This is a genomic window from Microbispora sp. H10830 (assembly GCF_014161375.1).
Taxonomy (GTDB): domain Bacteria; phylum Actinomycetota; class Actinomycetes; order Streptosporangiales; family Streptosporangiaceae; genus Microbispora; species Microbispora catharanthi.
Genome location: NZ_JABBWX010000021.1, coordinates 23,555 through 36,207 on the forward strand (window position 1 = coordinate 23,555; position 12,653 = coordinate 36,207).

Sequence of the window (12,653 nt, forward strand, 5' to 3'; positions counted from 1 at the left end):
GAGAATTCAGGCATGGTTGAACAGAGCATCTGGATGCAGAAGGTAGCCGCCGATCCCGATCACTCCACCTGGTTCATCGAGCGCTTCCGCTCCATGGCTCACGCCGGTGACGACCTCGCCGGGGAAGCCCGCCTCGTGGACGCCATGGTGCCGCGCCGCGCCCGCATCCTCGACGCCGGCTGTGGAACCGGCCGGGTCGGTGGCGCATTGGCCGAGGCCGGCCACGAGGTCGTCGGTGTCGACGTCGATCCGGCCCTGATCGAGGCCGCCGAGCAGGACCACTCCGGGCCGCGATGGATGGTCGGAGATCTGGCCGAACTCGACCTTCCCGCGCAGGGCATCACCACGCCGTTCGATGCCGTCGTCTGCGCCGGGAACGTGATGACGTTCCTCGCGCCCAGCACCCGTCGTGAGGTGCTGAGACGGTTCCGTGCGCACCTCGCGCCGGATGGCCGGGTCGCGATCGGCTTCGGCGCCGGCCGCGGCTACGAGTTCAGCGAGTTCTTCGCGGACGCGGCCGCCGGCGCGCTCGAACCCGACCTGCTGCTGTCCACCTGGGACCTACGTCCGTTCAGGGACGACTCCAGCTTCCTGGTCGCACTCCTCCGCCCCGCCTGACACGGCGGTTGATCCGGCGGCATGGGCTTCCGCACCGCGGCTACTCGCCCTCCGGGAGCTGAGGCCGCCGGTCGCCTGCCCCCGCGCAGGTCGCAACTGTCGGTGCCCTCCAATACGGTCTTCTCGGCACGCGGAGCCCCGCCCGCCTCTCGTGGCGGGCGGGACTCCGCGATCGGGCGGGTGCGGCGCGGATCGGTGAGACGGACCCGCGACATGGATCGGGGGGACCGGATGGCGGACCGCAGGGCGTTGGACCTCGACTCGCTGGCGATCAGCGATCGGTTCAGGCTGTTCAACTTCACCAGGCGCGACGACCATGTGGCCTATCTCTGGGTCCTGCGGGCGATGGACCGGCTGCGGGAGGTGCACCAGGTCCAGGTGGACGCCGGTGAGGTGCAGGCGGCCCTGAACGAGCTGGCCCGGCTCCACGACGAGGTCTCCACGTTCGACGGCAACCTGCGCGACCGGCTGGACGCCCTGTACGAGGACGGGGTGGTGCACCGGTTCGACGACGCGTCCCGGGCCGGCAACCTCGTCCGCTACCGCAACAGGCAGTCGGTCTACCAGTTCAGCGAGCTGGGCTACTGGGCGTACACGTCGGTCGAGGGACTGCTGGCGGCCCGCATCCAGGACGCCAACCTGTCGCGGCTGGTCTTCTCCGACATCCTGGAGGACCTCAAGGCGCTCGCGGCGGCCAACCGCGCGGGGGAGGGGGAGCAGGTCTACCGCCGGTTGTCCCGGCTGGACTCGGTGATGGAGGACATGGGACGTCGCTCCGCGCACTTCCACGTGACGCTCGGCGAGATCATCCGGTCCACCGACGCCTCTCCGGAGACGTTCCTGCGCTACAAGAACGCCCTGCTGACCCACATGTCGGAGTTCATGGCGGAGCTCGACCGCTACCTGCCCCGCCTGGCCACGGCCGTGCGGGATGTCGAGGCGAGCGGTCTGGCCTCCCTGCTCGACCGCGCGGCGGCCGCGGACGAGCGGCCCTTCATGGATCGGCACGAGCGGCTGGAGGACTGGCGCCGCCGCTGGTCCGCCCTGCGGGCGTGGTTCGCTCCCGAGGGATCGCAGGAGTCCCGTGCCGGGGAGCTGCGCAACGCCACGCGCATCGCGGTCTCGGGGGTGATCGCTCTGCTGCGGCAGATCTCGGAGGCGCAGCGCGGCGGCGTCAACCGGGCCACCCAGCTGCGGCATCTGGCCGAGTGGGTCTGGAACGCGCCGGACGAGGGCGCCGCCCACGCGCTGATGGTCGCGGCGTTCAACCTGCGGAGCGCACGGCACCTGGGCGCCGCCCACGAGGACACCGAACAGATCTCGCCCAGGGCGACCTGGTGGGACGCGCCGGGGGTGGAGGTGTCGGTCACGCTCTTCCGCAGCGGCAAGGCGCCCACCCCGGGCGTGCCGGCGCCGGTGCGCGGCAACCCCGGCGCGCGGGCGGCGCTGCGCCGCGAGCAGGCCGCGGAGCGCGCGGCCGAGCGCGAGGCCGCCGACCACCTGACGGATCTGGGCGCGCACGGGCGGGTGCTCGACGAGTCCGAGACCCGGATCCTGCTGAAACTGATGACGCGGGCGCTGGAGGGACGAACGGTCGTCGCCGGCCGTCTGAAGAGAGGATCCGGCGCCAACGACGCCGTGATGATCCGGCTCGTGCCGAGCGACACCGGAAGCGCCGTGCGCACCGCGCAGGGACTGCTCCACCTGCCCGGGTTCCGGGTCGAGCTCGCCGGGCGGACGCCGGTGACAGGTCCGGAGGCAGGTCCGGGGGCAGGTTCGATGACGGGTTCGAAGGCAGATTCGATGACAGGGGGTGCCAGGTGACGAGTCCTCGCGCCCGGGCCGCCGCCGGCGTCTCCGTCGCCGACCTCGGCTCCTACCAGCAGGCGGTCCGCCGCGTGCTGACCTGCGATCTGATCACCAAGGAGCGGCCGCGGCCCGGCGTGCTCGACCAGGTGCTGCGCTGGGCCGACGAGATGGCGCGCGACTTCCGCGAGCTGCTCGGCTACACACTGATCGCCACGACCCACCACGTACGGCTGGTCCGCCGCCTCGACGTCCTGGACGGCACACAGCAATCGATCTTCTCCCGCAGGGGCAAGCCGTTCGACCGCCGCAGGTTGGCCTACCTGTGCCTGGTCCTCGGGTCGTTCCAGCGCTCCCGCATCGAGATCAGCCTGGCGGACCTGGTGCGGATCTTCACTCCGCTGGCCAACTCCATCGACGGCCTCGGCTTCGACCCCGCGATCGGATCGCACAAGGCGGCCATCGTCGACGTGCTGGGCTGGCTGGTGGACCGCGGCGCGCTCCGGCTGTCCGACGGCAGCCTGGAGTGGTGGGCGCGCGACACCGAACGCGGCGACGCGCTGTACGACATCGACCATGACATCTGCGCGGTGCTGTTCAAGCCGGCCCGGCCCGTCCAGCACCTCACCAGCGCGGCCGGCCTGGTGCACGAGCCGCCGCATTCGAACCCGGCCCGCAGGGCGCGCCGGCTGCTCGTCGAGTTCCCCGTGGTTTACTACGCGGACGTCGAGCCGGAGGTGGCCGACGCGCTTCGCGCCCCGGGTCTCGCCGAGGACCTCGTCCGGTTCACCGGCCTGGTCCTGGAACGGCGCGCGGAGGGCGTCATGCTCGCCGACTCGGGCGGCGTCTTCACCGACCGGCCGTTCCCCGGCCGGGGCAACGCGGTGAGCCGGGCGGCCGGGCTGCTGCTGGCGAAGATCGCCGACCTGCTGGAGGACCCCGAGCACGTGCCGGAGCCGCTGCCCGTGCCCGCGCTCGCCGACGACCAGGCCGACCTCGTGTCCCGGATGGACGCGGGCCTGCCCCGCGACGGAATCGTCGCCGAGCTCGCCTGGTCCCCGTCCGAGGCCGAGCCGCCGTCCCCCGACGACCGGCCCGCGCCCGCCGAGGCGCCGTTCGTGGAGCGCAGCCGCCTCGAGACGATGACGACCGAGCTGTACGACGAGTTCGGGGCGGCCTCGTTCACCACCACCTGGCAGCAGGACCCCCGGGGGCTGCTCGACGCCGTCATCGGCTTCCTTTCGGACCTGATGCTGCTCAGGCCGGTGCTCGGCGGCGTGCTCGTCCTGCCCGCCGCCCTGCGGTATCGCAACATCCGGGCCGCCCTGCCCACCCGGAGCTCGGGCGGCCAGTTGGCGCTGGTGGCGCTGCCGGAGCCGGCCACGCGGAAGGACCCGCCACTACAAGATCCGCGCACACAGGAGGTTTCGCACACACAGGAGGAAGAGCGATGACGCCGCCGCCCGACCGGTTCCAGCCCAGCAGGGCCGGTGTGATCAACGTCTGGGACTACGTGGACGAGGAGTTCGCCTTCGCCGACGGGCGTCTGGTCCTGCGCGGGCACAACGGCTCGGGCAAGACCAAGGCGCTGGAGGTGCTCTTCCCGTTCATCCTCGACGGCGTGGCGGACGCCCGGCGGCTCGACCCGTTCAGCGGCGAGAACCGCACGATGAAGTCCAACCTGCTCTACCGGGGGCAGGAGGCCGAGTACGGATACGTGTGGATGGAGTTCGCCCGGCGGGAGATCGGGGCGGAGCCGGCCGCGACCGACGAGACCGTCACCCTCATCATCGGCATCCGCGCGCACCGGCACAGGGACGGGGTGCGGACCTCGTTCTTCGTCACCGACAAGCGCCTCGGCGTCGACTTCGGGCTGCTGGCGCCCGACTCCCGGCCGCTCACCGAGCGGCAGCTCAAGGCCGTCCTCGGACCGGACGCCCACAGTGAGACCGCCACCCAGTATCGGGACGCGGTGGACGCCCGGCTGTTCGGGCTGGGCAGGGAGCGCTACACCCAGCTCCTCGACCTGCTGCTGGCGCTGCGCCGCCCGCTGCTGGCCAAGGACCTCGACCCCGACAAGGTCTCGGCCACGCTCACCTCGGGTCTCAGCCCCATCGACGAGGAACTGGTCGACCAGGCGGCCCGCGACTTCGAGAACCTGGCGGCGGTCCAGAAGCAGTTCGACGACTTCGCCGTCGCGGACTCGGCCGTGCGGGCGTTCCTGACCGACTACGTGGCGTACCTGCGCACCCATGCGAAGGCCCGGCTCGCCCGCATCCAGACCGAGATGGACGGCGCGGTGGAGCACGCCCGCACGCTCGTGCGGGCCGAGGACGCGCGCAAGAGGGCCGTGGCCGCACGCGAGGCCGCCTCGGCGGCGGCCACCATGGCCGAGGCCGAACGGGAAGGGCTGGAGCGCCGCCTCGCCGCGCTGCGCGCGGACGACGCCTACCGCGCACGCGGAGAGCTGGAACTGCGCCGCCGACAGATCGCCAAGACCGGCGAGGAGGTCGAACGGGAGCGCGCCCGGCTGGCGGACGGCGCCGAGCACCTGGCCGTCCTGGAAGGCGAGGCGGGCGAACTCGCGGAGCGACTGGAGAGCGCACGGGCGGCGATCGTCCGTTATTCCGCCGACCTCGCCGACGCGGCGGAGCGGGCCGGCGTCTCCCACGACGGGGACGGCCCGGCCGACACGGGGGAGGACCTGCTCACGACGGCTCGGGCACGTGCGACCGCCCGCCGGGACGACGTCGCGAAGGTCCGCGACGAGATCGCAAAGGTGTCGGGGGCGGAGCGGGACCGCCTGCGGGCGGAGACCGACAGGGACAAGGCGGACAAGGACGTCGCGGAGCGCGAATCGCGATGCGAGACCGCCGACGCCGCGCTGACGACGGCACGCCGCCTCGCGGGGGAGGCGCTCGACGCCTGGGCCGCCCGCTGGGCCCGCTCGTCGAGGCTCCCGGGAGACGACCTGGAGGACGGGCGCCCGGAGGACGACGAGGCGGTGGCCGGGCCCGCCGATGTGGCGGCGCTGGCGGAGGCCCTCGCCCACGCCGGAGACGCCGGGGCGCCGTCCCTGGCCGAGGTCTACAGCGTGCGGGCCGAGGAACGGCGGACGGAGGCGGCCAGGTCCGCGGAACGCCTGTCCGCACGCGTGCGCGACCTCGCCGCCGACCTCGTCCGCCTGCGCCGTGAGCGGGAGGAGATCGCGGCGGAACGCGACGAGGCGCCGCCGCACGACGATCGCCGGACGGCGGACCGCGACGGACGCCCGGGGGCGCCCCTGTGGCGGCTCGTCCGATTTGCCGACGGCCTTGACGAGAAGGAGGCGGCCGGCCTCGAAGGCGCTTTGTACGGCGCGGGACTGCTGACCGCCTGGGTGCACCCGGAGGTACGGCAGGCTCTCGACGCCGTCGAGGTCCTGGAATCCGACGGTTACCTGATCCCGCTCCCCGAGGAGAGCCGCCCGTCCGGCCGTACGCTCGCCGACGTCCTCGTGCCGGAGGAGCAGGACCTGGTGCCGGCGGCGGTCGTCGCGGACGTGCTGCGGTCGGTCGCGGTCTCCGACACGATCACGCCCTGCCGGGATCAACAGGGCGGACCGGCGCCGACGGTGACCGGCCGGGCCCAGTTCGGCCTCGGCCTCCTCCTCGGCGCCCGGCCCAAGCCGTCGCCCGAGTACATCGGCGCCACGAACCGGGCCAATCGCCGCGCGGCCAGGCTCGCCGAGTATGACGAGATGATCGGCGAGACGAGCCGGGCGCATGAGGACGCCGAGCACGATCTGGCACGCGCGAACCGCCGGCTGGAGGACTTCGCACGAGCCCGGCGGGAGCTCCCGCCCGCCACGGCGGTCGTCGAGGCCGTCACCCGAGTGACTCAGGAGTCCGCGCTGCTGGCCCAGGCGCGCTCGGCGCTCGCGGACCGCCGCCGCGACCTCGACGCCGCGGTGGCCCAGGTCGACGCGGCGCGCCGGCGGCTGCGGCAGGTCGCGGCGGAAAGGAGCATGCCTGCCGCAGAACAGGAGGTCGACGCGGTCGCGCGGGCCGTCGACGACTTCCTCGCCACGGCGCAGCGGCTGCACGACGGCCGCGAGCGGGCCGCGTCCGAGGAGCGGGACCTCGCGTCGCGGCAGGCCGCGATCGCCCGGCAGCGCGAGCGGCACGACGCGGACTCCCGCGCTCTGGAGGACAAGGAGCGGGAGCACCGGGCCGAGGTCGAGGAGTTCAGGGCGGGCGAGGAGGCCCTGGACGCGCCGTTGCGCGAGGTGCTCGCCCATATCGGCGAGGCCGAGCAACGCCTCGCCGAGGTCCGTGAGCGGTGCGAGGAGCATTCCGCCACGGCGGCGCGGGAGAACGAGGCGCTGATCGTCGCCCAGGCCGACCTCAGGCACGGCCAGACCTCCCTCGGCCAGGCGCTCGGGCACCTCTTCGAGCACGTCGCGGCGTTCGGGCCGTACGCGCATCTGGAGCTGCGCCCGCTCCTCGGCGTCACCGCCACGGCCCCGTGGCCCGCCCACGTCGGCTGGCCCGAACCGGCGGAGGCGGCCGCGTCGGCGGCGGCGGAGCTGTCCGCGCACCCCGGCGCCGGAGAGGGGGACGGACCGCCGCCCGATCCCGCCGCCCTGGTCGGCCGGGTGCTGCCGGGAGACGTGGCCGCGCTGCTGGACGCCTTCGCCGCGGAGATGGCCGACATCCGCGTGCCCGGGGAGAGCACGCTCAAGAACGCCGCGACCCGGCTGTCGGCCTCGCTGCGGACCTTCCAGGACGCGCTCGACGGCTGCGCGGAGGACTACCGCCTGGAGCACGACCCCACCGGCGTCGTCATGGTCTACGTCAGCGACGAGGGCGGCCGCAATCCGGTCGCCGCCTTCGCCCGGCGGGTCGCCGACCGCGTCCAGGAACAGGGAATGCTGCTTGAGAAGCGGGAGCGGACCGTGCTGGAGGACGAGTTGCTCACCGCGCTCGCCCAGCAGGTGCACGACCGGGTCCGCACCGCACGCGACCTGGTGCGCGGCATGAACGACGACACCCGGTCACGGCCCATGTCGTCCGGCACCAGGATCGGCATCCGCTGGGGCCGCTCGGACCGGCTGAACGACCGGCAGGTCGCGGTGTCGCGGCTACTCGACAGGGAAGCGCGGGGACTCGGCGCGGCCGGGCTGGCCGAGCTGCGCGGCCAGCTGCGGGAGATGATCCGCGACTACCGGGCCGCGCATCCGCGTGCCACGTACAAGCAGGCCCTGGCCGACGTGCTCGACTACCGCACCTGGTACGGCTTCGAGCTGGTGCTCGCCGTGCCGGGGGAGAAGGAGGTGAAGCTCACCCGGGCCAAGCACGAGGAGATGTCCGGCGGGGAGAAGTCGGCGGCCATCCACCTCCCGCTGTTCGCCGCGGCCAACGCCCTCTACTCGTCCGCCAAGCCCACGTGCCCGCGGATGATCGCGCTGGACGAGGCGTTCGCCGGCATCGATGACCGATACAAGCCCGAGCTGCTGGGCCTGACCGTGAAGTTCGGCCTCGATCTGTTCATGACCGGCCATGACCTGTGGGTCCACTTCGACACCGTGCCGATGGCCGCGCACTACGACATGCACCACGACAAGAGCGCGCACGCGGTGTCGGCGATGCTGATGCTCTGGGACGGCGCCCAGACCATCGACGCCGACGCCGGTTTCTCCGGCAACGAGGAGCTGGCCGAAACGCTGCTCGGCCTCCGGCCGAGCCGCCGCGCCCCCGCCCTCACCGAGGGCACGCTCCTCGCCGCCGACGGCGACGGCGACGGCGACGAGGAACACGAAGGTGGGCCTCAGTGAGGCCCAATTCGACGGGGCGGTCTTCACCGGGGACACCTCGTTTCGCGCGTCGAGGATGGTGCCGAGCGCGCGCGGTGTCATGTGCACGGGCCGGCCGCGCACGTCGAGGTGTCGAGGTGTCCGGGTGTCCGGGGCCGAGGACGCGTTCGTAGACGAGGAGTAGGGCGGGCGAGCTGGTCGCGGGCCGCGGCTGAGCCGGGCCCACCGCCTGAGGGTGTCTATGGCCTCGGCGTAGTCGCGAGAGGACAGGTGGCTGATGCTCGCGCTGTGGTTGGCGCGCGGCCCTGCTCGTGCTACTCGCCGTCCACGGCGGGCGGGATCCCTGGAGTGCCGAGCGGTTCACCCCGAAGGGGACGGACTGCCATGTGTACGTCGCCTTCCTCCCAGCCGGAGTACAGGATTGGGCCGCGCCCGCGCGGCAGCAGCTGCTCGCCGAGCTCCAGCCCGATCTCCCCCGGCTGCAGGTCGTCCGGCTTCCGTCCGGCCAGGGAGGCGCGCAGCCGGATCGCTGCGGCTCGCAGCCCTCCTTGTGGACGTGCGCGGTCGGGCGACTGGGGACCTAGCGTTCGAACTCGAGCAGCTCGGGCAGACCATCGGCAGGGGTCCTCACCAAAGGTCCGAGGCCCTCACGGAAATCTCTGTGCTCCGGAGCAAGGAGCTCAGGAATGGCCATCGCCCGCAGCCTGGCGGCGGCAAGCGCCAAGCGCTTGTGATCATAAGGACCGCTAGGCGGGGAGCCGATGCCGGCTCGGGCTCACTGAGCATCACCAGGCCGTCGCCTGGCATAGTCGCTGAAGGCGGGCTCGGGGCGCTCCGCGGTCTTTCCGACGACCTCCCCTACGTCTGGCCCGACTCCGACCGCGTCAACGCCCTGCTCCCACCCCGCCGTCCTGTCGAGTGATCCGCTGGGTCCCGCGGTAGGGACGGCCCGGGCGTGCGCGTCGAGGTCAGGCTCTCCCTCCGGCGTCGTCAACGCCCGCCTCGGGAGCCGGCGCGAAGGTCACGCAGCGCCCGGATCACCCGTGCCTCCCAGTGGGGTGCCCGCATTCGCCTGCTGACGGCGACGGCCCGGTGGAGACAGTCGGCCGCCTCGTCGTAACGGCGCTGGCCCTGCCGGCTGTCCGCCAGGGCCAGCAGGATACGCACCTGGTAGTCCTGCTGCAGCTCAAGGCCGACACAGCGCAGGACCCCTGGTGGGAGGCCGCCGGCTCGCGATCGGCGGGGACCACGGGCGGACGCTTCAAGCTGGCGGGGTACGGCGCCCGTGCGCGTTCCTTCAGGTCCGGGATGTGGTTGTAGAGGGTGCCCGGCGAGACGCCCAGCAGCTTCGTGATCGACCAACTTCCTCTTCTTTGTCGTTGAGGTACCGCCGTCGGCTACCGGCTTGGGCAGCTCGTCCAGTGCTAGTCGCGCGTGCGCAACGTCTGTGAGAGCGCGTCGACGGTTACGCCCACAATGGCCAGGAGCTGCGCCGGGCTCGCCCCAGCTCTGCTCATGACGGCGAGAGACTGGTTCACGGCCGCCACGTGTTCAGCGAAGGCCTCGGCGTCCTGGTCGGTCAATCGGCCGGCCTTCAGTGCGGCGCGTAGACGCAAGCGCTGGAAGCCCAGCGCCTCCTTCGCGTGCGCCGCAACGCTCGGGCTCAGCACCGGGATTGCCATGGCCGATTGGGCAACCAGGCATCCATCCGGCAGTTCGGGATCGGCGATGCGCTCGAGGGTGACGTCGAAGAACGCACGAACGGCTGTAAGGGGCTCCGAGGCTGCACACGACAGGGCGGCGTCGTACTTTTCGCCGTAGCGCGCGGCATAGCGATCCAAGCAGCGCAGGAAGAGCGTGTCCTTGTCGCCGAGCGAGGAATAGATGGAGCTGCGGTTCAGGCCGGTTGCCCGGGACAGATCGTCCACTGAGGTGTCGGCGTAGCCGGCGCGCCAAAACTGGATCATCGCGGCGTCAAGTGCCGAGTCCATGTCGAATTGCTTCTTGCCTGCCACGATGGCACTTCCTTGCCGGTGCGTCGTTATCTCGGGCCGCGCTGCGCACCATCCTATCTTGAACTGATCGGTTCAAGATGTGCTAGCGTCCAAGCATGCTCACGGCCCGGAGTCCCCACACCTCGCGACAGCGCGACAAGCACACCACGTGGTCCCAGCCGCCGCCGTCGTCCTCGTCTACACCGTCGTCATGGCCGGCGGGACTCAGGCCACCGCCGCCAACGTCGGCGGCCTGAGTCTGGGCACCATCGCCGCGGGCCTGCTCGCGCAGTCCGTCCAAGCGCCAACCCGCACCCCGCCAGCGGTGTGCTCGTCGCCGCGTCCTCCGGTGTGAACGGCTTCTTCTCGTCTCTGGCGTCTTTCCTGTTCGTCTATTCCGGGCTCGTCGTCCCCGTCCTGCTACTGGGCCTCATCGATCAGGCCGTCGGGACCCGGATGTCGAGCACCACGCTGGCCGCTCTCGTCATCTGCACTGCGCTCGTGGGCCTGACCCTCGGGCGAAGCACCGAACCAGCACACCTAACACCGATGGAGGCATCCCGTGACTGACCCTGCGACCAGCGCTTGGCGCATCTGCGAAAGCAACCCTGTCCGCGACCTGCCCCTGCACGACCTGGCGGGATTCACTCACCGCTGGGTCGACGCGGACGGCGTCCGCCTTCATGCCGTCGAAGGCGGCCAGCCGACCGGCCCGGCCGTTGTCCTGCTCGCCGGATTCCCGCAAACCTGGTGGGCTTGGCGAAAGGTCATGCCCAGCCTCGCCGGCCGGTTCCACGTCATCGCGATCGACCTGCCGGGCCAGGGCCACTCCGAGCGTCCGGAGCGCAGCTACGACACGCACACGGTCGCCGCGCACGTCCACGCCGCCGTGAAGGCTCTCGGAGTGCCGACTTATTGGCTGGTCGCCCACGACATCGGCGCCTGGGTCGCTTTCTCCCTCGCACTCAAATTCGAGAGCCAGCTGCGCGGGGTCGCTCTGCTCGACGCCGGAATTCCCGGCATCACCCTCCCCGAAGCGATTCCCACCGACCCGGATCGGGCGTGGAAGACCTGGCATTTCGCGTTCCACCTCGTGCCCGACCTGCCCGAGACGCTGCTTGCCGGCCGCGAACGGGACTACGTCGGCTGGTTCCTGAAAATGAAGGCCCTCTCTCCAGACACGTTCGACGACGCCGAGCTCGACCACTACGCAGCGGCCGTCGCCGTCGACGGTGGCCTCCGCGCTTCCCTCGCCTACTACCGAGATGCCGCCGCGTCGGCGCGCAAGAACCACGAGGCGCTCAAGCGGCAGCACCTGACTGTGCCCATCCTCGGAATCTCCAGCAGCCATGGCTCCATCCCGGACATGGCGGCCTCCATCAGCCCATGGGCCGACGACGCCACCGGAGTCGTCGTGCCCGACGCTGGACACTTCATCCCCGATGAGCAGCCCGAAGCCGTCGCTGCCGCAATAGCCGATTTCATCCTCGACGGCGACTGACACCGGTCAAACCTGCCCGGCTGCGCACCGCCCCGGTCCGAGCGAAGTCACGAGCGGCCGCCCGATCCTCCCGGTCTGTTCACTCGGCGCCGCGTTTCAGCCCAGGAGGCCGTTCAGGACACGGCCGATCGCGCCGTCGAACGGATCCGCGCTGACCGCATCCGACGGTGGAGCGGCCGTGAGGGCGGCCGTGACGCGGGGGTGGATGCCGGCGGCCGCCACGTGGCGCGGGTAGGCGGTCCGGCGTGCCGCAGAGGAGGCGGTGGCGGCCAGTTCGTTCTGGACGAACATCGCGATCATCGCGTTGAGGAGGCCGAACGCCTCCAGCTTGCGCGAGACGAGCTCGGGGCCGCGAAAAAGATCTACGCGACCGCCCGGCGCCCCGCGCTCGTCGACCTGCCAGGCGTGGAGGTGCTCCGCCTCGACATCACCGACCCGGCGTCGGTGCAGGCCGCGGCCGGGGCCGGGGTGCTGCGGCTCCTGCTGTGCCATTGACACGGGGAGCGGGGCTGCCCCTCCCTCCGGAAGTGCTAAGGGCGGATGGCACTTGCTGTCAGCGGCGTGTGGCGGGGGTATGCGAGCCGGCCTCAGTGACCCTTCCGGGCGTCGAAGCGGGGATCGCGGTAGCTCCTCCGGAAACGCGTGGCGGCCGTGGTCCACCCCAGGAAGTGCGCAAAGTCGTCAACGTCCTCGAACAAACGAGCCGAGAGCGAGGACGGGCCCAAGCGGGAACGGACACGTGCGCACAGGGCTATCAGGCCGACGAAGACGAAACCCAGTGCCGTCAGCAGCTTCAGGAGCTTGCCAGGACGATCATTGATCAGGGCGGCGAGCTCCTCGGCGCGGCCCTGCGCCCGCGTCCTGTCCGCATACCGCAGGCGAGACGACCACGCGACCAGCACCCGAGCGATCCAGGGAGGGTGATCTCCGCTGATGAGCT

At 71.7% G+C, this 12,653-nt stretch carries 10 protein-coding genes; 6 read left to right on the top strand and 4 right to left on the bottom strand.

The genetic code is table 11. The annotated features are described in order from the left end of the window. The first annotated feature begins 12 nt into the window (after nt 1-12). From HHX35_RS37015 to HHX35_RS37030, 4 genes are all read left to right on the top strand, one after another. The gene (locus HHX35_RS37015) at nt 13-618 is read left to right on the top strand and encodes a bifunctional 2-polyprenyl-6-hydroxyphenol methylase/3-demethylubiquinol 3-O-methyltransferase UbiG (protein WP_182903270.1); all 606 of its coding nucleotides are present in this window, start codon (nt 13-15) and stop codon (nt 616-618) included. Between the two features lie 213 nt (nt 619-831). Beyond that, nucleotides 832-2,442 carry a TIGR02677 family protein gene (locus HHX35_RS37020; protein ID WP_259405740.1) on the top strand — a complete coding sequence of 537 codons (1,611 nt, stop codon included), beginning with the start codon at nt 832-834 and terminating at the stop codon, nt 2,440-2,442. After that, entirely contained in the window at nt 2,439-3,878 is a 1,440-nt protein-coding gene (locus HHX35_RS37025; RefSeq protein ID WP_182903271.1) for a DUF2398 family protein, read from the top strand. The genes HHX35_RS37020 and HHX35_RS37025 overlap by 4 nt, the downstream gene beginning before the upstream one ends. Further along, complete coding sequence (locus HHX35_RS37030; protein WP_182903272.1) at nt 3,875-8,239, top strand: SbcC/MukB-like Walker B domain-containing protein; 4,365 nt, start codon at nt 3,875-3,877, stop codon at nt 8,237-8,239. Before HHX35_RS37025 ends, HHX35_RS37030 begins: the two co-directional genes overlap by 4 nt. Nucleotides 8,240-9,208: 969 nt before the next feature. Here HHX35_RS37030 and HHX35_RS37035 read toward each other — a convergent pair. Together HHX35_RS37035 and HHX35_RS37040 are read right to left on the bottom strand one after the other, a co-directional pair. Further along, a complete protein-coding gene (locus HHX35_RS37035) occupies nt 9,209-9,385 on the bottom strand; it encodes a hypothetical protein (RefSeq protein WP_182903273.1) in 177 nt (58 codons plus the stop codon). A 257-nt stretch (nt 9,386-9,642) separates the two neighbouring features. Next, a complete protein-coding gene (locus HHX35_RS37040; protein WP_182903274.1) occupies nt 9,643-10,233 on the bottom strand; it encodes a TetR/AcrR family transcriptional regulator in 591 nt (196 codons plus the stop codon). 148 nt (nt 10,234-10,381) lie between these two features. On the opposite strand from HHX35_RS37040, the gene HHX35_RS42875 reads away from it, so the two are divergent. Together HHX35_RS42875 and HHX35_RS37050 are read left to right on the top strand one after the other, a co-directional pair. Beyond that, nucleotides 10,382-10,567: a hypothetical protein gene (locus HHX35_RS42875; RefSeq protein ID WP_220506320.1), complete on the top strand. Its 186-nt coding sequence runs from the start codon at nt 10,382-10,384 to the stop codon at nt 10,565-10,567. Between the two features lie 207 nt (nt 10,568-10,774). Further along, nucleotides 10,775-11,713 carry an alpha/beta fold hydrolase gene (locus tag HHX35_RS37050; protein WP_182903275.1) on the top strand — a complete coding sequence of 313 codons (939 nt, stop codon included), beginning with the start codon at nt 10,775-10,777 and terminating at the stop codon, nt 11,711-11,713. A 96-nt stretch (nt 11,714-11,809) separates the two neighbouring features. On the opposite strand, the gene HHX35_RS37055 is transcribed toward HHX35_RS37050, so the two are convergent. Then, nucleotides 11,810-12,211 carry a hypothetical protein gene (locus HHX35_RS37055; protein ID WP_182903276.1) on the bottom strand — a complete coding sequence of 134 codons (402 nt, stop codon included), beginning with the start codon at nt 12,209-12,211 and terminating at the stop codon, nt 11,810-11,812. 89 nt (nt 12,212-12,300) lie between these two features. Further along, complete coding sequence (locus tag HHX35_RS37060; protein ID WP_182903277.1) at nt 12,301-12,615, bottom strand: hypothetical protein; 315 nt, start codon at nt 12,613-12,615, stop codon at nt 12,301-12,303. Between the last annotated feature and the right edge of the window lie 38 nt (nt 12,616-12,653).